This window comes from Paenibacillus puerhi (genome assembly GCF_009846885.1).
Taxonomy (GTDB): Bacteria; Bacillota; Bacilli; order Paenibacillales; family NBRC-103111; genus Paenibacillus_G; species Paenibacillus_G puerhi.
The window spans coordinates 1-22501 of record NZ_WUWM01000038.1; the positions used below are offsets into that span (position 1 = coordinate 1).

Consider the following 22501-nt stretch of genomic DNA (forward strand, 5'->3'; position numbering starts at 1 on the left):
AGTTTGCAATTGGACACACTCCCATTAGAGTTTTTCGAGTAGAGTCGAAAAACTCCAACGACTACTCTAACGGAATTGTCTCAAAATCTAGACTGAGTTGGAATACACCTTCTTGTTAGACGCTTACGTCATGATCGGGAAGCCTTCGTGGATCGTGGGATCTTCCATGGGATTGTTGGGATCTGTCAAAGCGCAGGGCCATCTGCGAGACATTCTGTTCTCTTCCGGTATCTCCTCGCCGCTTTTGCCTGGAAATGAAGCGTACATCGGCCTGGTTCATGAAAAGATCAATGAGAAGGGCGAACTGACGGACGAACCTACGATACAGTACCTTGATCTCGTAGCCGACAATTTCGTGAAATGGATGAAGGAACAATCCCAATTGAAGCAGCTGCAGAGCTAACTAAAATCAGAAACCTTGGAGGGAGAATAGATGTTCGAGCATATTGTACTGTTGAAGCTCAATTCCAATTTTTCAACTGACCAACAAGAAGATGTAGTGAAGAGTGTGCTTGCCTTTAAAGATGAGATTCCGGGTATTGCCGATATAAGCGCCGGAATTAACGTTACGGAGGAAGTAGAGCATAAGCAGGGTTATACGTTGGGCATTCGAGTTACTTTTGAAAATCAGCAGGCTTGCCGGGATTATAATCAGCACCCCCTGCATCAAAATTTATTGCAATCCATTGGCCCATTTGTTGAAGGGATCGTCGTTATGGATTACCCAATTGCTTAACGCCTCAGAAAAGGAGATAGCAGAAATGGATAAGAAGCTTGCCGGCAAAGTTGCCTTGATCACCGGAGCGTCCAGAGGAATCGGCAGGACGATAGCCGAAAATTTAGCACATCATGGCGCGAAGGTGGTCATCAATTATGCGAACCGTTCGGAGCAGGCGGCAGAGGTCGTACAGGACATAAAAAGAAACGGCGGAGAGGCGACGGCGATTCAGGCCGACATCAGTCGATTGAGCGAGTTAGAGAGACTCTATCAAGAAACCCTTCAAACGTTTGGAAAGCTTGATATTGTTGTCAATAATGCAGGAATTGTCATTACCAAACCTATTGGCGATATTACGGAAGCGGATTTCGATCAGCTGTTTGCGATTAATGTCAAAGGGACCTACTTTTCATGTCAACTTGCGGCCAAGCATCTAGAATCAAATGGCCGCATCATCAACTTCTCCACTTCTGTGACGGGCCAAATGTTCCCAGCCTATAGTCTGTATGCTGGCTCCAAAGGAGCCGTCGAACAATTCAAACGTCAATTGGCAAAAGAGCTTGGAAAGAGAAATATCACGATTAATGCCGTAGCGCCCGGTCCTGTCAATACCGAGCTCTTTACGGTCGGCAAAACGCCGGAACAAATCCAAGGGCTTGCCAAGATGAACGCATTCGGCCGTCTCGGGGAAACCGAAGACATTGCAGCTGTCGTCCTCTTTCTTGCGAGCGAAGAATCGCAGTGGGTGACGGGGCAAACACTTCGCGCCAATGGCGGTTTTATTTAACTTACAGGAAGAACTTCATCAGCCCCTTCGCGGTTAAACCGCTGTAGGGGCTATTTGTTTTCAGCAATAATAGCTCTAGCATGTTTTACAGTCGCTATCTGCGCCTAAATCCTAAAAAATTCGCCCTACTTGTGATAGGGTTCAGCTTAACTGTCATAACGGCGAAAAAGCTGCGTGTTTCCCAAAAATATGTCCCTCATGTCCCAAATGTTACTTTCAAGTAACTATATGAGTTCAAAGTGCGTACTTTTCTCCAGTTCTCCTCCAGCTCATACTAACGGTAAAAGAGGAGGAATGTTTTATGGAACCAGATGAAATGAAAGTAAATAAAACTGCTCTTGTCGTTGGAGCTAACGGAGTGATCGGACGAAATCTCATCGACTATCTGATAACGCTCCCCGAATGGAATATCATTGGCGTTTCACGACGTGGCGGTGAGGATGCCGGCCGGTTACGATATGTGGCGGCAGACCTACTTAACGAAGAGGATACCTTAGCGAAACTAGGCAATCTAACCACAGTCACACATATCTTCTATGCCGCTTATCAAGATCGCCCTACATGGGCCGAACTGGTTCCGCCCAACTTAGCCATGCTTGTAAACGTGGTCAATGTGATCGAACCGATTGCCCCAAACCTTGCGCATATCAGTCTGATGCAAGGCTACAAAGTATACGGCGCACATCTCGGCCCATTCAAAACGCCGGCACGGGAGACGGATGCCAACCATATGCCTCCCGAGTTCAATATCGACCAACAGCAATTCCTTGAACAACGTCAGCCAGGAACCGGATGGACCTGGTCGGCCCTTCGCCCGTCAGTCGTTAGCGGGTTTGCATTGGGTAACCCGATGAACCTCGCAATGGTTATCGCTATTTATGCTTCCATGTCCAAGGAGCTTGGCCTGCCGCTTCGTTTTCCCGGGAAGCCTGGCGCTTATAACAGCCTGCTTGAAATGACCGATGCTAACTTGCTGGCTCGCGCAACAGTCTGGGCGGCGACCGATGAACGCTGCGCAAATCAGGCATTTAACATTACGAACGGCGACTTGTTCAGATGGAACGAGCTTTGGCCGAAGATCGCTTCATTTTTCGAACTCGAGACCGCCCCTCCGTTACCGATGTCTTTAGAGGTAGTCATGGCTGACAAGGAAGCGCTATGGAACTCTATGGTGGAGAAATATGATTTAATGCGGAATAGTTATAAGGACGTTTCTTCCTGGCGGTTCGGGGACTTCGTGTTCTCTTGGGATTACGACTTTTTCTCCGATAGCTCGAAATCTCGCCGTTTCGGCTTCCATGATTTCGTCGATACGGAAAAGATGTTTATGAACATCTTTGAACAATTCCGCCAGCGTAAGGTAATTCCATAACTTAAGGGTAAACTCGTCATACCGGCTCCTATATCCAGGGACCGGTTTTTTATCTCATTCGTCCGATTGCGGCGGTTCGAACAACACGATTCCCCTATCGCCGTATACCTTTTCAATATGCGTATCGCCCCATCTGCACATAAGATGAAGGATTTCTTTCAGGCTCCAGCCATAGACCGTCAGCTCATATTCGACTTTCGGCGGCACTTGATTATAAGAAATACGGTATACGATTCCATCATCTACTAGTTCACCTAGTTGCTGAGTCAGCACTTTTTGCGTTATGGCAGGCATCAGGCGCTTCAATTCGCCATTACGCCTTTTTCCGAACGTGAGATGAAACAAAATAACCGGCTTCCACTTGCCTCCGATCACTTCAAGAGTGGCTTCGACCGCAGTGTTATAAATTTTATCGGGCTCCTGCATAATCTGAACTACCCCCTGCACTTCATTTGTTCTCTTGCACTCGAATACTTTCTTATTCTCGCTGCTGCTTCGCCCTACTTATGATACGGTTCCCCCCTCATAATCTTAAACGCCCGATAAACCTGCTCCACCAGCACTAACCGCATCAACTGATGCGGCAGCGTCATCCGCCCGAACGACAGCTTCAGGTCCGCGCGCGCCAGGACCTCGGGGGCGAGCCCCAGCGAGCCGCCGATCACGAAGGCCACATGGCTGCGCCCATAGGTGGCCAGGTCCTGCAGCTGCCGCGACAGCTCCTCGCTGGACAGCGGGCGGCCGTCGATGGCGAGCGCGACGACGAAGGCATCGCTGCGCAGATGGCTGAGCAGGCGCTCGCCCTCCCGCTGCTTCACCTGCGCCTCCTCCGCGGCGCTCATGGATTCGGGTGCCCGCTCGTCGGGCACCTCAACCAGCTGCAGCTTGGCATAGGGGCCAAGCCGCTTGGCATACTCGGCGATACCCTGCACGAGATAGGATTCCTTCAATTTGCCGACGGCGACGATCTGTATGTGCATTGGCGCTTATCTCCTTTTCAATAAAATCCCAAATAGTTCCACGTGCAACATCGTGGTCTCAACAAAAAAGAAGGCCGTCCCCGACCCTCTCTCCCGCTTGCCTATTATACAACCAGAAACCGTCCCGCTTCCTTACACCGTTCGCAAGTAGACGGAGGCGTCCAGTCGCTGAATGTAACCTGCTCCAGATCGACGATATCCGGCGCTTCCTCATATTCGTCGACGAACATATCGATTGCCAATTCCAAGTGCTCTTTACAAACTACATACATAAACGAGACCCCTTTTTTCCAAACCTATTCGCTCCTGTGCAGACTTTGACCGACGTGCGAAGTACCCTCACACACCGGCTGCTGCCATATGGCGCCTTTCTAGTTTACCCTAATGAGCCACGTCCCACAACTCAGACTTGAGTCCCAATCCTCAGCGGTCCTTCAGCTCCTCCAGCGTCACATTCACCGTCTGCTTCTTCCCTGCCCGGTAAAACGTAATCGCCAGCTTGTCGCCGATCTTCTTGGCATTGTAGATATACTTGCGCAGTGACAGGGTGCTGTCCACCGGCTTGCCATCCAGCTCGACGATCACGTCGCTCCCCTTCAACCCCGCGTCCTTAGCCGGTCCCGTTGCCTCGACAATCAGAATACCCTGCCTCACGTCCTTCGGCAGCTTCAGATCCTCGATCCCCTTGAGCCCCTGCAGGTTCTGCGTGACTACGCCGATATACGGTCGCTTGATCTTCTGCTCCTTGATCAGCGACTCGATGATCGGCTTCGCCTGATTGATCGGGATCGCGAAGCCCAGTCCCTCTACGCCCGAGCCGGCGACCTTGAGCGTATTGATCCCGACGACTTTGCCGTCCAGGTTGACGAGCGCGCCTCCGCTGTTTCCGTGATTAATGGCCGCATCGGTCTGGATGACCTCCATCTCCCAGTCCAGCTCGCCTTCACGGCCTAGCGTTACCGGAATCGTCTGCTTGGGCCAGCTAATAATGCCCTTCGTCACCGTAGGGGCGAAGCCTACGCCCAGCGGGTTACCGACGGCGATAGCCGTCTCGCCAGGCTGAAGCGCATCCGAGTCGCCGAATTCCGCGATCTGCTTGATCCCGCTGCCGTCAATCTCAAGCACCGCCAGATCGGTTATCTGATCGCGTCCGAGCAGGGTAGCCTTGCGGCGTTCGCCCGTCAGCGTGATCACATCCAGCTGATTGAACCCCTCAACCACATGGTTATTCGTGACGATCCTTACCTTATCCTCCATCCGGGAGAAAATAACACCGGAGCCCAGCCCCATCGCATCGGGTCGGGATGATGACGATTTCTCCCCTTCCATGCCGGTGCCCAGAATGCTGACTACCGCAGGCCATACCTGGGCGGCCGCGCCTACGACGGTGTCGCTCATCTGCCTCTCGCCAGCGCCTGAGGAAGCGGCTCCCGGCAGCCCATAAGGTCCTGGACCGCCGCTGCCTCCTGAGCCCTGCCCCGAAGAAGGGCGGGCTATCGCAGCTACCGCCTCCTGCTGGGGATCGGCAGACATGCCGACGCTGCATACGGCCAGGAGCGTGGCGATCAAGAGCGCGCCGCCGGCGGCTGGAATCGCCCAACGCGGCAGATTCCCGAGACCAAGCGGTCCGCGTGCCGGAAGACGCCATGCTTCCCTCGGGGACATTTTTGTCGAATAGAAATCGTCATCAAATAAACTCACCGCCGCTGCCCCCTTGTACGGCGCCTGTCACCAAGCGACTCGTGCCTGTTGTATTGGTTACCCTCATTTTAACCGAAAACTACGAATCTCCGAAACTAAAAAATATAGGAATAGATGGCGCCGAATCCGACTAGAATAAAAGCATACCGTTCCGCAAAGCCGGAAGGAAGGATGATTCCCATGTCCACGAACCGCATGCATTCCCATCTCGACGAGATCGCCTGGATCGGCAAGCTTGCCGACCTGCAGGATCATCAATACCGCTGTACCCTGCTGTTGACGGCCATGCTGGAGCTGATGCAGGAGAAGGGGCTGCTGTCCATGCAAGAGATCGCCGACAAAGCCCGCCTGCTCGAGCAGCTGGACGCCGCCGAATGGAGCCACAGTGATACATCTGCATCTGCATCTGCACCGACACCTACATCTACACCAACCACAACAACGACAACGACGGCTAAGCCTACGTAAGGAACCGGGCGCGCGCCCGGTCTATTCCTCGCCCAGCCGGTCCCAGGCGGTAGCCCGGTCGTGGTACGTATCCATCAGCTTCGCGCGGTGGTCGTCCTCCTCCAGTCGGTCTTCTATGATGTTATTCACCGTAAGCCTGGCCAAATCCATCAAATTATGGTCCCGGCTCAAGTGAGCCAAATATACGCGCTTCGTGCGCTCGGAGACGATGTCCAGCATCGCTTCTCCCGCCGCCTCATTGGATAAATGGCCGACGTCGCTCAAGATGCGGCGCTTGATGTTCCAGGGATAGCGCCCCACGCGCAGCATGTCGATATCGTGATTCGATTCGAGCACGAGCACATCGCTGTCGCGCACCTTCTCCTTCACCTTGGAGCTCATATAGCCGAGATCGGTAGCCACGCTCAGCTTCTGCTCCTCATGATAGAAGCAGTAGCCTACCGGCTCCGCCGCATCATGCGAGATGCCGTAGGATTCCACCTGCAAGGAGCCGAACTCGCGTACCTCTCCGGTCTGCATGACGCACTTGTTCGACTCGGCGATCTCCCCGATGTGGCGCTCCAGCGCTTCCCAGGTTTTCTCATTGGCGTAGACTGGCAAGTCGTACTTGCGCGCGATCGCCCCCAGCCCCTTGATATGATCGGCATGCTCATGAGTGATCAGGATGGCATCGATCTCCGAGAGCGACATATCGCGCTCCTTGAGCAGCTGCTCGACCTTCTTGGCGCTAAGCCCCGCATCGATCAGCACCTTGCCCTCTTCTGTCGCGACGACGGTCGCATTGCCCGTAGAGCCGCTTCCGAGTATGGTAAATTGTATGCCCATGTTGTTCTGTTCTCCTAATCTGCTTGCACTAGTAAACTCTATTGAAATAAGATCTGTTGCACGCCTTATGCCGCTTGAGAGCGGCTAAGGTCTTTTATTCTGCGGGGCCTCCACCGCACCGTTGATCGCATGGATAAAGTAGGGATCGCCTCCGCTAACCGACACGCGCCAGGATGGCACCATATACATCGTCTGCGAATTGTACACCTGCCCGTGATACCCGAGACGCACTCCGGTAATGACCGAGCCGGGGGGCAAATAGTTCTCGATCAGGCTCGCCAGTACGATATACGGCGAGATGACGCTCTGCTCCTTCTGCACGCCCTCGGACTGCACCTCCACATACCCCTGCTTGTACGAGGTGACGATACCGTCCTTCTCCAGCAGCTCCAGCTGCACCTCGAACATCGGGAGCGAGCCGTAGAGCTGGTGAAACACATACGAACCGCTCCGGCTGCCGATCGGATCGAACTGGTACGATTCCGTGTTGGGGATCCCCGTCTTCGCCAGCATATCCTTGAAAGTACCCTTGATGATCAGCGGGTCGAATTTGAACGGAGTGGCAAGCGTCATCGCCTTATCCGGATTGGAACGTTCGTCGAATATGACGACAATCTCCCGAAGCTTCGGCGTCTCCTTCGGAATATCCGAAGGAAGCTGGATATTGTTCAGCTTCATCAGCCGCTGCAGCTCTTCCTTCGCCTGGGCTTCCGGACTCGTGCCGAAGTCGTTCAGCAGATCGGACCGGCTCGACCCGAGCTGCACCGCCAGAATAACATTCAGCAGCAGGAAGGATAGTATCAAAATTGTCTTGGCCCGGCCCCAATCCATCCGCCTTTCCCCTTCCCCGGCGAGTCCGCCGCCTCTATTCTAAAAACTCGTATTCGCCGTTGTACAGCTCGACCGCCCACATCGGCATCAGCTCGAATGTCTTTTCGCTAATCACCGGACGGTACGCCGGGAACAGCGAAACGATCTGCGATTTATCCTTGTACGGCTGCAGCAGCGCATCAAGCACCTCGCCTCCCGCCAGCAAGGCGTCCTGGCGCGACAGATTGCGCGAATCCAGCGAGACCGTCGACCGTTCATAACCGGAGACGATATCCTTCTGCAGCGTAACCTTCATAAACCCGATGTTTTCATCACGTGGATTGATAACAGGGAACGAGCCATAATATTGCCGGAATACATACGCCTGACTGCCCGGCAGGAAACGCTCAGGCACCCGCTGTACCCCATAAGTGCCATTCCAGCCGCCATGCTGGTTAATGAACGAGACGGCGGTCAGGAGCCCGCCGAGATAGTCGATCCGCGTATCCGTCGCCGGCGCGACCGGGTCCGAGTAGGTCATCCAGTGCTGCCCGTTTTTTAACTGCAGCCCCCGCTTGGAGTCCGTATAGATCTCTGAGCCGTCCCGTTCCGTCAGATTCCGCGTCAGGGCCGGATCGACGAAGAAGGTACGCTTCAGCTGGTCTACCGTCAGCTGTGAATATCCCATCGTGTAGGCATTCATCGGGAAAGGCTTCTGCGGGATATAAATATCCGATTGGAATAATTTGTATGGAATATGCGTGCCGACCGCCCCGACGAAACGCTCCTCAATGTCCTTAGTCGTGTAATCCGCCTTGGTGACCTCATACACCACGTTGGCCGTATCGGTGAACAGAATCGTCCGCACCTCATTATCGGTCTGGGCAAAAATCCAGATTCGCGTGATGACATCATTCTCCATCGGCACATCTTCCTTGAGCTGAATAATCCGCTTCAACACCTGAAGGGGAAGTCCGTCCCGGAAGCGGACTTCAAGGCCTGGACGCTTGGCCCGCACCTCGTCCCAGTCGATGCCGAGCGCGACTGCGCTGTTCTTGCGCAGCCCGTCCATATTCCGCTGCTTGACCGTGTTCATAATCTCCGTATATTGCCGGTCGAGCGGATACAGCACCGTGTGCTGCTGATTGCCCAGATGCACGACGAGCTGGTCCGGGAACAGCATGTCATCCAGCGAAGCCTGGGAGCCGAACATCTCCGTCTTTACATACTCGGCCTCCATGGCCGGCTGCTCCGGCTGCGGATAGCTGTAGGACAGCAGATAGCTTTGCAGCAGGCTCAGCAGGACGAGCAGCGTCAGGGCAACCGTCTTCAGCTTCTCCATCATAGGACTGCCTCCTCATGGTGGTAAGGGAGCGTAAACGTCACCTTGGTCCCTTGACCGAGCTCTGACTCCAATTGGATAGATCCTCCATGCGCTTTGACTATTTCCCGGGCAATCGATAACCCAAGCCCTGTGCCCCCCATCGACCGAGAACGAGCCTTATCCACGCGGTAAAAGCGCTCGAAGATGCGGGATAAATCCTTGCGCGGTATTCCGATCCCGTCATCCTGTACCGACACTTCCAGCCTGGCCTCATCCGGACAGCCCCCATGAATGACGATATGACCGCCCTCTGGCGTATACTTGATCGCGTTGGATACCAGGTTGTCCAGCACCTGATCGATCCGGTCGCGGTCAAGCAGGATGCTGCGTACGCCAGGCTCCACTTCCACGTCAATCGCGATACGGCGCTGCTCCAGCTGGAACGAGAAACGGTCCGCTACCTCCTCCAGCATCTCCGTCACATCCGTCTTATCTTTGGCAATAGTCACCCGTCGCGAATCCAGCCTGGAGAGCTGCAGCAGATCGTTCACCAGGCGGATCATCCGCTCCGTTTCGTTGTGGGCGACTCCGACGAATTTGCCGGCAAGCTGCGGATCCTCAAGCGCCCCATCCTCAAGCGCCTCCAGGTAACTCTTGATCGTCGTGAGCGGCGTCCGCAGCTCATGCGAGACATTGGCTACGAACTCCCTCCGCGACTGCTCCAGCTTCTCCTGGCCCGTCACATCCTGCAGCACCGCGATCGTGCCTGCCGCTCCCCGGCCCTTGCTGTGGAGCGTCGTATACGTAACCCGCACGGAGAGCGGATCCTCCTCCTCATGCGAGTATTGCAGCAGAGTCGTATGATCCTCGCTAGCCTCCAGCTGGCGGGCAATATCCGGCGTAATCCCGAGCAGCTCGGCGAGCGGCATGCCGAACGTCGTATCCTCATTGACCTTCAAGAGCTGCTTGGCCCGCCTATTGATCAAAATGACCCGTCCGTTATCGTCGGAGGCGATTAGCCCATCGTTCATATTGGCCAATATCGAAGCCAGCTTCTCCTTCTCTTCTTCATTCAGAGTAAGCGCCTCCTGGAGCCGTTCCATCATGAAGTTGAACGCTTGCCCCAGCTGCCCGAGCTCATCCTGTCCCATGATGAGCACCTTCTCGTCGAACCGTCCCTCGGCCACCCGGCCGGCCTGCTTGGTCAGCGCCTTGATCGGATTCGTGATCGTCGCCGACAGCATGACTCCCAGCACAGCCGTCATAGCCAGCGCGATCAGCGTTCCTGTAATAAAGAACCGGTTGATCCGGTTCAGCGTAATGTAGACGTCTTCCATCGAGGAGACGATGTAAACTGCCCCGATATATTTCGTCCCTGACCCGACAGGCTTCGCGATCACCAGCTTCCGTACCCCGCCCGCATCGGTAAAGGTACGCTGGTTCTCCTTGATGCCCTGCAGCGCCCGGGTGACTTCCGTCTGCGTGTTTTTGCTGCCGATAACCGACTTATTCGTTTCCAGCGAGGTCGTCACGACAAGCCCGTTGGCATCGATGACCTGAATCTCGGCCTGCATGCTGGCGAACAGGCTGTTGACCACCTGATTCAAGTCTGCATAAGTCCGCTTCGGTTCACGCTCGCTTCCGCTGCCCTTGACGGCATCCTGGCTCTGATTCTCGACCAGGTAATTTTCCGCGTACTGGGCCAGCAGCATGGCCGTGCTGTTCATATTGTCGATGAAATCCCTCTTCAGCGAAGCCTCCAGCGTCTGGGTAAAATAAACGGCGATCAGCTGCATCGCAATCATGATCATCAGCAGATAAATAATGATCAGCTTGGCCTGAATGGATTGAAAAAAACGGATGTTTCTCATCGTCCGCAGCACCGCCCGTTCACGCTAGTACCCGCCTGCGCCATTCTTCGCATTCCGCATCATGTACCCGAGACCCCTGCGGGTAATGATATACTCCGGCCGGCTCGGATCATCCTCCAGCTTCTCCCGCAGCCGGCGGATCGTCACATCGACCGTCCGCACATCGCCGAAGTACTCGAAGCCCCATACCGCCTGAAGCAAATGCTCGCGAGTCATAACCTTGCCGCTATGGCGAGCCAGGTACTGCACCAGCTCGAACTCGCGATGGGTCAAGTCCAGCGGCGCTCCGTCCTTATAGACCACGTACATGTCCGTATCGATAAACAGACTTTGAATACGCAAGCCCTGGCGCGCCGTCTCCTCAGCCCCGCCCGTCCCGCCTCCAACAGCCGAGGCCGTTTTCTGCTGTCTGCGCAGATGGGCCTTTACCCGGGCCAGCAGCTCCCGCGTTCCGAACGGCTTGGTCACATAATCATCCGCTCCCAGCTCAAGCCCGAGCACCTTGTCGATCTCATTATCCTTGGCCGTGAGCATGATGATCGGCGTGTTCAGCTTGGCTCTTACCTCCCGGCACACGTCCATCCCGTCCTTGACAGGCAGCATCAGATCGAGCAGGATGAGGTCCGGGCTCTCCGAGTACGCCAGATCGACCGCCGTTCCGCCGTCATAGGCGAGGATAACCTCATGGCCCTCCTTCTCCAGGTTAAACTTCAATATATCGGCAATCGGTTGTTCGTCGTCTACCACTAATATTTTTGCCATGGTACGTCCCACCCGCCTGTCTCTAACAGTCTCTTGCAATTCCAGGTTCATTCTATTTATTTTACCATATTCTCATGCAAAAAGAGACATGGACCCCGCATTTCCTGCGGCTTCCATGTCTCTATCTTTTTATTCCTTCCAAGTGGTTTGAACGGATCTATCAGCGGTTAAGAAACTTTAGAGGATTCTGCGGGGAATCGTTGCTCCGTATCTCGAAGTGCAGATGCACGCCGGTAGAATCTCCGGTGCTGCCCATAATCCCGATCTTCTCGCCTTTCTCCACGATAGCGCCCTTGGTCGTCAAAATCTTGCTCAGATGTCCGTATAACGTCGTATATCCGTTCAGATGATCGATAATGATATAATTGCCGTAATCGCTCTTCGAGCCGGCCGCGATCACCTTGCCGTTATCTGCCGCCATGATGTTCTTGTTGCCCGTAATATCGATGCCCTTATGGAAAGCGCCCCAGCGGGTGCCGAACGTACTTGAAATATTGGCAGACAGCACAGGCCAAGCAAACTTGCCCGTACCCTCTCCTTTAATAACTTTGGTCCCGCGCTTAATCACGGCCTTCACCGGCTGATTCACGATGTTCTCGTTCAGCACCGTTTCTTCTTCCAGCATTCCATTCACCTTGGTCAGCTGGAACGTGACCGTCTTGAGTCCATTCTTGCCGTTCGTGAGCGTCTGCGTCACACCGAGGCGCATCGTATCGTCCTGCACGTATTCCGTATCATGCTGAATCTCCTGATTCTCGACGACCTTCTCTACCGTACGGACGGCCAGCGCCGGCTGCAGAACCGTCAGGTCAAGCTGCTGCCCGACCTTGATCATATCGTTAGTAACCGACGGGTTGTTTTGATAGATGACCTGCTTCGGGATATCCAGTTTTTTCGCGATGCAGGATACGCAGTCGCCTTCCTCCACCGTATACTTCGTAGGAGCGATATTGCCCGTCTCCAGCTTCTTCTGGAGATCCTCCGGCTCCATCAAGTCTTCTTCCTTAATGCGAATCTCCTTCATCTCGACCTGCTGCACGAAATCAGCCTTCAATAGCTCCGTAGATACCGGAGTTTCCTTGGCGGACGCAACAGACAGAATACCTACCTTGCCCGATTCCTTCTTCTTGCCGAGAGAGGCTACCGCGTTCGCTTTCATCTGCTCGAGCATCGTTTGCACCGCTGCCTCATCCTTAAGAACGCCCATCGGCTTGCCGTCTACCAGCAGCTCTACCCCTACCGGATACGTGCTGAAAAAACCGCCCAGCCGATCCAGGACAGCCTGATCATCCGTCTGCTCGTTGAAAGCCTTTTCATGCTTTAATTCGATCCGGGGCTCCATAACGACAACTCTGACATCGGAAGTGCCTTTGGATAGCTCGCTGCGCTTCTCCTGCTTGAATTGCTCGATCTTGGCCGGATTCGCTACAATCCCGATCTCCTCGCCATTGACGATGACCTGGTAATAATCCACCATGCTCGCCTGTACATAATGATGGCCGCTCCACACCACGGCGATCATTAAACCGAAAGCGGCAGCCGACTTCCCGAACAACCATTTATGTTGACGGATGCGCTCCACAATCGTCGCGTTACCGTGTTCTTCCTTGTGATCATTGGATTCTGTCCTGGAGTGTTCAGTCAAGCTGTTTGACCGATCTCCTGAACCTATGGAACGCAGCTTGTCCAATAGGCTTCTGAACCGATCCTTTCCCTTGTTGAATACTGTCATGTTTTTCTCCTTTTAAGCCGTTTTTTGCCGCATTCGACCTGTCGACACTTGCCAATAGCCTCTGACGCTGCTAGCGTCGAGCGCCGTATCCCTTGCTCTGCGAGCGATATCCGAGATGCCGACTCTTGGGAACTGTACGCAGAACGCTCAAAGCTGCAACTCGCAACGGAACATCCGCCGCATCTGCTGCAACCCGGGTTGCTCACGACCTGCACATAAAAACACCTAAAATTGGGACAATAACCATGATGCTAAATTTATAGCCTTAATAAATTTACCACATTGTCTCTACTTATTTCAACAAAATTGTATATTATACCACACTCTGATTAAAAAACGTGGCAGGAGCGTGAAGGGAAGCGATGGAAAACTTAACAGCATATTTTGACAATCAAAGCGATTTGGAGCTTGCGGCCGCGGCTCTCCGGGAGCAGGGAGCGGTCGATATCAAGACGGCGGCCGCCGATTCTCCGGACAACGGCTTTATGGATGGGCAGCCTCACTCCCTGCAGGCTGGAGCCCTGGAGCACTCCGCCCCGCTGAACCGTCTGCAGGTCGTGGTGGAATCCTCCAGACGCCGGCAAGCGGAGGATACCATCGCCCACTGGGGCGGTAAACTGTAAGCTGCAAGCGGCTGTCCAGCCCGCAACAAAACGCCCTGAAGCGTCAAGACTGCGCTTCAGGGCGTTTCTATGATGGCGAGCAAGTCGCGGTATTCTTCGGGCTTCAGATGCTTTTGCAGGATATTCTCCACTTCCTTCATCTCCGCTGCGGTCAAACCGTCCTCCATCAGTCGGGAGATATGCTGCATATCCTCCGGCGGCACTCGGGACACGAGCGTCGAGAAAATCTTTCCCTTCGCCTGATCGGACAGCTGATCCTTCTTCTTCGCGAAGTCTTCCCCCGACACGACGACGCGCCGTTCCTCCTCGGCTGCATCTGTCGTTGCCGCTGTTCCGCTCTGCCCCGTCTGGCGGCTCCATACGGCAACGGCGTCCTCCGGGACCCGATAAGGGTCGCTTTGCGCCGCCGGCGGCTTGCCAGCGGCGTCCTTTTGATGGGAGCCCGTCCCCGCTTTCGTGGAATCAGGCGTCCCGTTAGCAGCGACAGCCAGCTCCTGTTTCTTATCAGTACCGGAGCCGGAGCCTCCTTCGGCCATGTCCCGGCCACCCCGAGCGGCATCAGCCACAGGCCCGATTCCTCCGGCCAAGCGGCTTACGAATGGCCCCCATTCGATCTTGGCCGACGCCGGACGTTCGATATGCAGCTGCTCCAGAATCAGATCCACATACGTATTCACCGCCATAAACGTAAATGCCACACAGCAGCCCGCGGTCACTAGCGCACTCACCGCAAGCTTTGCCAGCCATTTTAATCCTCTCACTTCCGTTCATCTCCCCTTCCTGCCCTCGGTAGCCGTTACGTTCAGTATTGACCTTTTTCTGGGAAATCAACCGAAGGAAGCAAGAAAAAAGAAGCGAACCCAGGGGCCCGCTCCTTCGATATAGAATTCCATTGATTAATAAATCGGCTTTACCAGATTGGTCTGCTCGCGGTTGCGCCCGACCGAGAAGATAGCGATCGGGATACCGGTCAGCTCCGACACCCTGTCCAGGTAACGGCGGGCGTTCGCCGGAAGCTCCTCCAGACTGCGGACGCCGCTCAGATCCTCGCTCCAGCCCGGCAGCTCCTCATAGACCGCTTCGCATTCGGCCAGCATCTTCAGGCTCGCCGGATAGTGCTCGATAACCTCGCCGCGATACTTGTAGGACGTGCAGATCTTAACCGTCTCGAGGCCGGCAAGCACGTCCAGCGAGTTGAGGGACAACCCTGTAATTCCGCTGACACGGCGGGCATGGCGCACAACCACGCTGTCGAACCAGCCTACACGGCGGGGACGCCCGGTCACGGTGCCGTATTCATGGCCGCGCTCCCGGATCCAGTCGCCGGTCTCATTCAACTGCTCGGTCGGGAACGGACCGTCTCCGACACGCGTCGTGTACGATTTGGCCACACCGATGACCTGCTGTATCTTCGCCGGTCCGACGCCCGAGCCGATGCACACGCCGCCAGCCGATGGATTGGAGGAGGTAACGTAAGGATAGGTGCCTTGGTCGATGTCGAGCATCACGCCTTGGGCGCCTTCAAACAATACCTTCCTGCCCTCATCGATCAGATCGTTCAGCACGACCGACGTATCGGCGACATACTTGCGGATGCGTTCGGCGTATCCGAGGTATTCCGTGAGGATGGAATCCGCATCCAGCCCCTTGGAGCCGTATACCTGCTCGATCATCACGTTCTTCTCAGCCACGATATGGCGCACCTTGCGTTCGAATTCCTCCGCGTCCAGCAGATCGGCGATCCGAATGCCGTTGCGTGCCGCTTTGTCCATATAGCAGGGACCTATTCCCTTGCGGGTCGTTCCGATCTTGTTATCGCCCTTGCGCTCCTCCTCAAGCCCGTCAAGCAGAAGATGGTACGGCATGATCACATGCGCCCTGTCGCTGATCTTCAGGTTATCCGAGCTGAAGCCGTTGTCGTGAATATATTGAATTTCTTCCAGCAATGCGCCCGGATTAATAACCATGCCGTTCCCGATCACACAAACCTTGTCTTGGTAGAAAATACCGGATGGAATCATCGTCAGCTTATATTTCTTGTCATTGATAAGAATCGTATGCCCTGCATTATTACCACCTTGATAACGCGCTACAACCTCTGCGGACTCCGCCAGAAAATCGGTAATCTTTCCTTTTCCTTCGTCTCCCCATTGGGTTCCGACAACTACTACCGTTGACATTTCGCACTACCCCCGCGAGGTGGAAACCACCCATTGATTTGCCCTATAGGCGCTTTTAACATGACTAGTTTAGCAGTCGCGGGTAGCAAAGTCAATAAAGACGAACAATTTCCAGTGATAATCATTCATTGTTCGGAATACATTCATTAAATAGCTGAAATTTCGACAAAAAGAGCGGACCCCTTATCGGAGTCCGCATATTGGCCTCTGGTCACCCACCTTATCACGCCTCTTTCCTCCCCGCTTTTGCACCCGCGATTACGGCTGAATCGGGATGACGAATTCCAGATCCCGTTCATAGCTAGGCTGCTCCATTTGCCGGGTTACAAGCGTCAGCGACTCGCCGGCCTCGAAGGCGGGGAATTCCCGAACCCATTTATACGTATGAGGATCGATGACTTTCGTGCTTCTATCCAGCAGCAGATGCTTGCGTCCCGCTTCATCCTCTAGCCATAAAGACGTGCCCTGCAGATGAGGCGAAGCGCCCTCCGCCTGATAATGCACCAAGGTCTTATCCGATAAACGCTCGACCTTCGTCACCAGCAGGCGACCGGCGGCTCCCTGGGAGAGAATCAGCGGCTCCTCCTCGCTCGGCAGACGGTCCAGCGGCACCCGCGTCTCGGGCAGCAGGCCGCCGCTGACGCCCAGTCCGTCGATGTAGGGGCGAACGGTCACATAGTCCGGTATACGCTGCGCCGGGCCGAACTGCTGCTTCCATTCCGAGATCTCAAGCTCCCCTTCCCGCTTCCCGGACCCGCTCCCTCCGCGCTGCTCCAGAAATACGCCCTGATCGTCGATCATCTGAAATTGAATCAACTGGCCGGCCTGGAACGTCTGCAGAGGAGCCTTATATGCTACTTCCAGCTCTGTGGAGCCGGGGGTGAAGGTGATCCGCTTCACGGTCATGGTCACATCCCCTGCCGTCTTGACAGCCATCGGCATGACCACTTTATTGGTGGAAGCCATCTTGCGTACGGGGAATTCGAAGGACCACATGCCCTTGAGCTCGCCGATCTGATAAACCTTCAATCCAAAGGTAAATCGGTCCGGCAGCTCCTGCCCCGGGGTCAGGGTCAGCACCCCCGCATACGTCTGCGCGTCCACGTAGCTTCCTGTCGCACTCCAAGCCCCCTCGTAGGATGTTCCGTTCACTTCAAATTCGAGACCCGGACCGCTTAGCTCCTGAATGCCTCTGGCTGATTCCTGGAAATAACCGATCGATAGACGGACTCCGTCATACATCGCCTCCGTGATTTTCAACGATATGCCTTGATCGGTCGCGGTCTGATGAACCTCGGTCACCATCCCCTTCTCGTCGGCCGCCCGTAAGCCGAAGTCTCCTGCGAACTGAAACACCGAGGTCAGAAGCGGTAACTGCCTCAGCGCAGCCGCCATATCGGGGGAAACAAATCCCGACCCGAGCACGCCGATGCCCACGAGCGCTGCTGCCGCCGCCCCTACAGCGGCTCGCGGCAGCCATCGTCTGCGCCGCTTGAACGGAGGAAGCTCTGACAACGTTGTGTCGATACGCTCGCGGAGCAGGGCGGGCAGAGGCGCACTCGGTTCATGTTTGACCTGCTGAAGACGTTCTTCCCAAGGCGCGTCGGTAGGCTCAACTTTCACAGTTCATCATCCTTTCCGCAGGAAGCTCCAGCCACTGGGCAAGCAGCAGACGGGCCCGATGAAGCCTAGATTTGACGGTCCCTTCCGGAGTGTCCAGCACCTGGGCTATTTGCTTTAGCGGCATGTCTTCGAAGTAATGCAGCGTAACCACGACCCGAAGCGTCTCCTCCAGCCGGTCCACCACCGCCCGGAGATCGATTCGGTCATATGCATGCGAAGCCCCCGGAGCATCCAGCTTGCCGGGCAGCGATTCCGTCGGAATCGTGCGTTTCCTCTTCCTCAGAATCAGGTTGCACTCGTTGATCAGTATACGGAACAGCCAGGTTTTGAAGTAGGCCGGCTCCTTCAAGGCGGATATCCCGCGATAGGCCTTCAGGATCGTTTCCTGGATCGCATCGGCGCAATCCTCATCACGCGTCACCATGGATCTTGCCACTCCGTAGAGACCGTTCTCCAGCCTGTGGATCAGGCGCGTGAACGCTTCGCGGTCTCCTTGCCGGGCAAGCTTGACGTCGTCTTCGAGCTGCAATCGGGTTCCCTCCTCTTGATGTAACTTGAATATGGATTAGATGCGCGGCCAGACGGAAAGGTTCGCAAGGCAAAAAAACAGCCCATGATCTTGGTCAGGGCTGTTGGTTTATCGTAACTTGGTTGGCGGCGTGCCGCCCCCTACACTCGGGAGCGCCTAGCTCGCCGGCTCTTGATGCGTCCGGTCGAGTCCGACGAACTTGTTGAAATTTTTCAGAAACGCCAGCTCGACCGTACCGACCGGGCCATTCCGCTGCTTGGCGATAATAATCTCGATGATGTTCTTCTTCTCCGATTCCTTATCGTAGTAGTCGTCCCGATAGAGGAACGCCACGATATCGGCATCCTGCTCGATCGATCCCGACTCCCGAAGGTCGGACATCATCGGGCGCTTATCCTGCCGCTGCTCGACGCCCCGGCTAAGCTGCGAGAGCGCGATGACCGGCACGTCCAGCTCACGGGCGATCTGCTTGAGCGTACGCGAGATCTCGGAAACCTCCTGCTGCCGGTTATCGCCCTTGCCGCGCCCATGGATCAGCTGCAGATAGTCGATCAGGATCATGCCAAGCCCCTTCTCTTTCTTCAGCCTCCGGCACTTCGCGCGGATATCGGCCACCGTCACCGACGGCGAATCATCGATATAGATGTTGGCCTCCGACAAAGAACCGATCGCCATCGTCAGCTTCTCCCAATCGTCCGGCTCCAGGAACCCGGTCCGCATCCGTCCCGCATCGACATTCGCCTCGGCGCAGATCATCCGCTGGACCAGCTGTGCGGCGCCCATCTCTAGCGAGAAGATGGCTACCGTTTCCTTCTCCCTCACCCCGATGTTCTGGGCGATGTTCAGCGCGAACGCCGTCTTCCCTACGGAAGGACGGGCAGCCACGATAATCAAGTCGGAGCGCTGGAAGCCGGACGTCATCTTATCCAGATCCGAGAAGCCCGACTTGATCCCGGTCGTGCTCCCCTTCTGGTTGAAGAGCATCTCGACCTTCTCGAATACTTCCATCAGCACGTCGCGGATAGCGATAAAGCCCGAGCCTGAGCGTGCCTGGGATATTTCCATAATCCGCGCCTCGGCATCGCTGAGCAGGGTGCCCACCTCGTCCTCGCCGGCATAGCCGTTGGAGACGATCTGGGTAGCCGCGCGAATGAGACGCCGCAGCATCGACTTCTCTTCGACAATCTGCGCGTAATAATCCACGTTGGCTGCAGTAGGCACCGCATTGGCGAGCTGGGATAAATACGAGATTCCGCCCACCTCTTCAAGCTGCTGCTTGTCCTGCAGCCTTGCCGTCAGCGTGATCAGATCGACCGGCTCGTTGGCCTCGGCAATTTCAATCATCGCTTCAAAAATATGCTTGTGCGCCCCGCGATAGAAATCTTCATCCGTAATCCGCTCCATTGCGGTGACCAATGCGTCCCCATCGAGCAATATCGCCCCGAGCACCGCCTGCTCGGCTTCCAGATTTTGCGGCGGTACGCGATCCATAAACAAGTTCTCGTTCATACGTGTTCGTTCCCCCCCGGTTCCTCGCTCTCTCCCTGCCTACGATTATCGATATGAGGGCCGGGCGGACGGCTGCCCTAGCCGCTCCTCAGTCCGTCCGCCTTCTAAATAAAGAAAAGCCCCTGTTCGGAGCCTGCTCGATAAAATAATACTTGCGTGTTTGGCCTTGCCAAAGAACCGGCGCCTCCATCGCACCGGCTCCCTTTCTCTTGGGCAGACGTCTTTCTCCGTCTCCAGGACATGGCTTCCTCTTGCCTGGCAAGCCGCCCTGATCTGCCCTATTCTTCCGTGACTTGCACCTTCAGCTTAGCTGTAACCTCCGGATGCAGCTTGACCACCACTTCCGTCACACCTAACGTGCGGATCGCATCGTCCATGACGATCTTACGCTTATCCACCTTGATGCCGAGCTTCTCCAAGCCTTCGGCTACCTGCTTATTCGATACCGCGCCGAACAAACGTCCGTCCGTTCCCGACTTTGCTTTCAGCTGTACCGTCAGCTCTGCGATCCGGCGGCCGAGCTGTTCGGCATCAGCCTTCTCCTCGGCTTTTTTGCGGTCTTCCGCCTTCTTCTGCTGATCGAGCACCTTGACTGCCGATTCGTTAGCGGGCGAAGCCAGCTTCTGCTTAAACAGGAAGTTCGTCGCGTAGCCTTCGGATACTTCCTTAATCTCACCCTTTTTGCCTTGACCCTTCACATCTTTCAAAAAAATGACCTTCATTCGAACAGTCCCTCCTCGGCATGAATCTGATTCAATACTTGCTTCAGGCGCTGCGTAGCCTCCGCTACCGTGCCCTCCAGCTGTGTCGCGGCATTGGTCAGGTGACCGCCGCCGCCCATCCGTTCCATCACGACCTGCACATTCATCTGCCCGAGAGACCGGGCGCTGATGCCGATAAGGCCATCATTGCGCTCGCTGATGGCAAACGAAGCCATGATCCCTGTCATAGTTAACAATGTATCAGCTACCTGCGCAATGTTCAACTGAGAATATTTGCGTCCTGGCTCTGCAACGGCCAAGGCGATATGATCGAAGATGATAACGGCATTCTTGATAATTTCGGATTTCTTGATGTACTGATCCAGATCTTCCTTCAACAGACGCTGGATTAAGGATGAGTCCGCCCCGTTGCGGCGCAAGTAAGAGGCAGCCTCGAACGTCCTGGCCCCGGTCCTCAAGCTGAAGCTTCGCGTATCGACCACGATACCGGCCAGCAGCGTCGTCGCCTCCAATACGCCCATCGTCAACCGGTCGTTGAAGTAAGGCAGCAGCTCCGTCACCAGCTCGCACGTTGAAGAAGCATAAGGCTCCATATAGACCAAAGTGGCGTCATGAATGAAATCCTCGCTGCGGCGGTGATGGTCGATGATGACTCTCCGGTGGGTCATCTGCAGCAGCCGCGGCTCGCTCGTCATCGGAGCCCGGTGCGTATCGACAACGACCACAAGCGAGCGTGAGCTCGTGACCTGAATCGCCTGATCCGGAGTAATGAACCAGCGGTTCAGCCGTTCATCCTCCTGGATGGCCTCCATCAGCTTCTGAATCGCCGGGTTGATGCCTTCGATGACGATATAGCCTTCCTTGCCGCTGACATGCGCCATCTTCAGCACCCCGATGGCCGCTCCGATGGAGTCCATGTCCGGCAGCTTGTGTCCCATGATCAGCACATTGTCGCTGTCTCGGATCAAGTCCCGCAGCGCATGCGAGATCACGCGGGCCCTCACCCGCGTACGCTTCTCGATCGCATTGGAGCGCCCTCCGTAGAAGGAAAGCCGCTCTCCCATCTTGACGGCCGTCTGATCGCCGCCCCGGCCCAGCGCCATGTCCAGACTCGTCTGTGCCCAGTGCCCAAGCTCCGGCAGCGAGGACGTTCCGGCAGCGATCCCGATGCTGAGCGTCATCGGCAGCTTGTTCTCGATGGTAATGTCGCGAACCTCATCCAATATTTCGAATCTGGACTGCTCCAGCAGCTTGAGACTCTTATGATTCATAACAAGGAAATAACGGTCTGAGGCCGTTCTCCGCATGTAAAGATCGTATTTCTGCGCCCACTCCGTGATCTCGCCGGTAACCTTGGCCATCATGATGCTGCGCGACTGATCGTCCAATCCCTGCGTCGCTTCGTCCAGATTATCCATCATCACGATGCCCATCGCGATCTGCTCTTCGCTGGCCTGGGCTTGCAGCGTGCGCAGCGCGGTCAAATCCGAGATGAAGAGAAGACGTTCCTCCGGCTTCACCTGAATCTCATAAATGTGCTCGCCTTGCGTGATTTCCACGCGCAGCTCCTTCTCCTTGCGGTTCTTGAGACCGGGGAAATGCTCCAGCAGCGGCTCGCCGATCAACGTGTCTTTATCGAACATGCGGGCCACGAACGGGTTATGCCATTCGATTGCTTTCTCCTCATTGAACAAAACAATACCAATCGGCAGATCGTGCATCGCCTCGCTGCCGGCTTTCTTAACCCGAAGCGTGAGCGTGCTCACATAGTCGGTCAGACTGCGCCGAAACTCCAGTTCCGCCCGGTATAAGAGAAACACCAGCACTCCGGACAGGGCAAGGGCGGCCACTCCGATCCGCCACTCAAAGTAGGACAAGATCAGGATCAACGCGAATAGCAGGCCGAACATCCAGTACATGTGCAAGCCGCGCCATCGTTTCAATAAGAACTTCGGCATTTCATTC

At 55.4% G+C, this 22501-nt stretch carries 22 protein-coding genes and 1 pseudogene; 6 read left to right on the plus strand and 17 right to left on the minus strand.

The genetic code is table 11. The features are described 5' to 3' along the window. Positions 1-127: 127 nt before the first annotated feature. The 4 genes and pseudogenes from GSF01_RS25380 to GSF01_RS25395 form a co-directional block, all read left to right on the plus strand. A pseudogene (locus tag GSF01_RS25380) lies at positions 128-403 on the plus strand (NADPH-dependent FMN reductase); the annotation flags it as partial. A gap of 30 nt (positions 404-433) precedes the next feature. After that, on the plus strand, positions 434-736 hold the full coding sequence (locus GSF01_RS25385; protein ID WP_159888071.1) for a Dabb family protein: 303 nt from the start codon (positions 434-436) through the stop codon (positions 734-736). 25 nt (positions 737-761) lie between these two features. Further along, positions 762-1505, plus strand: coding sequence for an SDR family oxidoreductase (locus tag GSF01_RS25390; RefSeq protein WP_159888072.1), 744 nt, complete (start codon positions 762-764; stop codon positions 1503-1505). Positions 1506-1806: 301 nt separating this feature from the next. Beyond that, complete coding sequence (locus GSF01_RS25395; RefSeq protein WP_159888073.1) at positions 1807-2877, plus strand: SDR family oxidoreductase; 1071 nt, start codon at positions 1807-1809, stop codon at positions 2875-2877. 54 nt (positions 2878-2931) lie between these two features. On the opposite strand, the gene GSF01_RS25400 is transcribed toward GSF01_RS25395, so the two are convergent. The 4 genes from GSF01_RS25400 to GSF01_RS25415 form a co-directional block, all read right to left on the minus strand. After that, positions 2932-3303, minus strand: coding sequence for a winged helix-turn-helix transcriptional regulator (locus GSF01_RS25400; protein ID WP_159888074.1), 372 nt, complete (start codon positions 3301-3303; stop codon positions 2932-2934). Positions 3304-3377: 74 nt separating this feature from the next. Next, on the minus strand, positions 3378-3857 hold the full coding sequence (rlmH, locus tag GSF01_RS25405) for a 23S rRNA (pseudouridine(1915)-N(3))-methyltransferase RlmH (protein WP_159888075.1): 480 nt from the start codon (positions 3855-3857) through the stop codon (positions 3378-3380). 104 nt (positions 3858-3961) lie between these two features. Next, positions 3962-4129, minus strand: a complete 168-nt coding sequence (locus GSF01_RS25410) for a CxxH/CxxC protein (protein ID WP_159888076.1) — start codon at positions 4127-4129, stop codon at positions 3962-3964. Positions 4130-4280: 151 nt separating this feature from the next. Beyond that, positions 4281-5558, minus strand: a complete 1278-nt coding sequence (locus GSF01_RS25415; RefSeq protein ID WP_235941734.1) for a S1C family serine protease — start codon at positions 5556-5558, stop codon at positions 4281-4283. Between the two features lie 180 nt (positions 5559-5738). Between GSF01_RS25415 and GSF01_RS25420 the strand changes: the two genes are divergently transcribed. Further along, the gene (locus GSF01_RS25420; RefSeq protein ID WP_159888077.1) at positions 5739-6026 is read left to right on the plus strand and encodes a hypothetical protein; all 288 of its coding nucleotides are present in this window, start codon (positions 5739-5741) and stop codon (positions 6024-6026) included. 21 nt (positions 6027-6047) lie between these two features. Here the strand turns inward: GSF01_RS25420 and GSF01_RS25425 are convergent, their stop codons facing one another. The 6 genes from GSF01_RS25425 to GSF01_RS25450 all read right to left on the minus strand — a co-directional run bounded on the left by GSF01_RS25425 (position 6048) and on the right by GSF01_RS25450 (position 13350). Continuing rightward, on the minus strand, positions 6048-6851 hold the full coding sequence (locus tag GSF01_RS25425) for an MBL fold metallo-hydrolase (RefSeq protein ID WP_159888078.1): 804 nt from the start codon (positions 6849-6851) through the stop codon (positions 6048-6050). Positions 6852-6935: 84 nt separating this feature from the next. Beyond that, positions 6936-7682 (minus strand): two-component system regulatory protein YycI, encoded by a 747-nt coding sequence (gene yycI, locus GSF01_RS25430; protein WP_159888079.1) that lies wholly within the window; start codon positions 7680-7682, stop codon positions 6936-6938. Between the two features lie 34 nt (positions 7683-7716). Then, a complete protein-coding gene (locus tag GSF01_RS25435) occupies positions 7717-9006 on the minus strand; it encodes a YycH family regulatory protein (RefSeq protein WP_159888080.1) in 1290 nt (429 codons plus the stop codon). Further along, positions 9003-10856 carry a cell wall metabolism sensor histidine kinase WalK gene (gene walK, locus GSF01_RS25440; protein ID WP_159888081.1) on the minus strand — a complete coding sequence of 618 codons (1854 nt, stop codon included), beginning with the start codon at positions 10854-10856 and terminating at the stop codon, positions 9003-9005. The genes GSF01_RS25435 and walK overlap by 4 nt, the downstream gene beginning before the upstream one ends. Positions 10857-10880: 24 nt before the next feature. Then, on the minus strand, positions 10881-11618 hold the full coding sequence (yycF, locus tag GSF01_RS25445; RefSeq protein ID WP_159888082.1) for a response regulator YycF: 738 nt from the start codon (positions 11616-11618) through the stop codon (positions 10881-10883). A gap of 160 nt (positions 11619-11778) precedes the next feature. Further along, complete coding sequence (locus GSF01_RS25450) at positions 11779-13350, minus strand: M23 family metallopeptidase (protein WP_159888083.1); 1572 nt, start codon at positions 13348-13350, stop codon at positions 11779-11781. Positions 13351-13712: 362 nt separating this feature from the next. On the opposite strand from GSF01_RS25450, the gene GSF01_RS25455 reads away from it, so the two are divergent. Then, a complete protein-coding gene (locus GSF01_RS25455) occupies positions 13713-13973 on the plus strand; it encodes a hypothetical protein (RefSeq protein WP_159888084.1) in 261 nt (86 codons plus the stop codon). Between the two features lie 56 nt (positions 13974-14029). Here the strand turns inward: GSF01_RS25455 and GSF01_RS25460 are convergent, their stop codons facing one another. The 7 genes from GSF01_RS25460 to GSF01_RS25490 all read right to left on the minus strand — a co-directional run bounded on the left by GSF01_RS25460 (position 14030) and on the right by GSF01_RS25490 (position 22494). Next, on the minus strand, positions 14030-14734 hold the full coding sequence (locus GSF01_RS25460; RefSeq protein WP_159888085.1) for a hypothetical protein: 705 nt from the start codon (positions 14732-14734) through the stop codon (positions 14030-14032). A gap of 135 nt (positions 14735-14869) precedes the next feature. Next, a complete protein-coding gene (locus GSF01_RS25465) occupies positions 14870-16153 on the minus strand; it encodes an adenylosuccinate synthase (RefSeq protein ID WP_159888086.1) in 1284 nt (427 codons plus the stop codon). A 258-nt stretch (positions 16154-16411) separates the two neighbouring features. After that, entirely contained in the window at positions 16412-17776 is a 1365-nt protein-coding gene (locus GSF01_RS25470; protein WP_159888087.1) for a DUF4179 domain-containing protein, read from the minus strand. After that, positions 17766-18305: a sigma-70 family RNA polymerase sigma factor gene (locus tag GSF01_RS25475; protein ID WP_159888088.1), complete on the minus strand. Its 540-nt coding sequence runs from the start codon at positions 18303-18305 to the stop codon at positions 17766-17768. Before GSF01_RS25475 ends, GSF01_RS25470 begins: the two co-directional genes overlap by 11 nt. 156 nt (positions 18306-18461) lie before the next feature. Continuing rightward, positions 18462-19814 (minus strand): replicative DNA helicase, encoded by a 1353-nt coding sequence (gene dnaB / locus GSF01_RS25480; protein WP_159888089.1) that lies wholly within the window; start codon positions 19812-19814, stop codon positions 18462-18464. Positions 19815-20092: 278 nt separating this feature from the next. Further along, the gene (rplI, locus tag GSF01_RS25485) at positions 20093-20536 is read right to left on the minus strand and encodes a 50S ribosomal protein L9 (protein WP_159888090.1); all 444 of its coding nucleotides are present in this window, start codon (positions 20534-20536) and stop codon (positions 20093-20095) included. Continuing rightward, positions 20533-22494: a DHH family phosphoesterase gene (locus tag GSF01_RS25490; RefSeq protein WP_159888091.1), complete on the minus strand. Its 1962-nt coding sequence runs from the start codon at positions 22492-22494 to the stop codon at positions 20533-20535. Before GSF01_RS25490 ends, rplI begins: the two co-directional genes overlap by 4 nt. Positions 22495-22501: the final 7 nt, after the last annotated feature.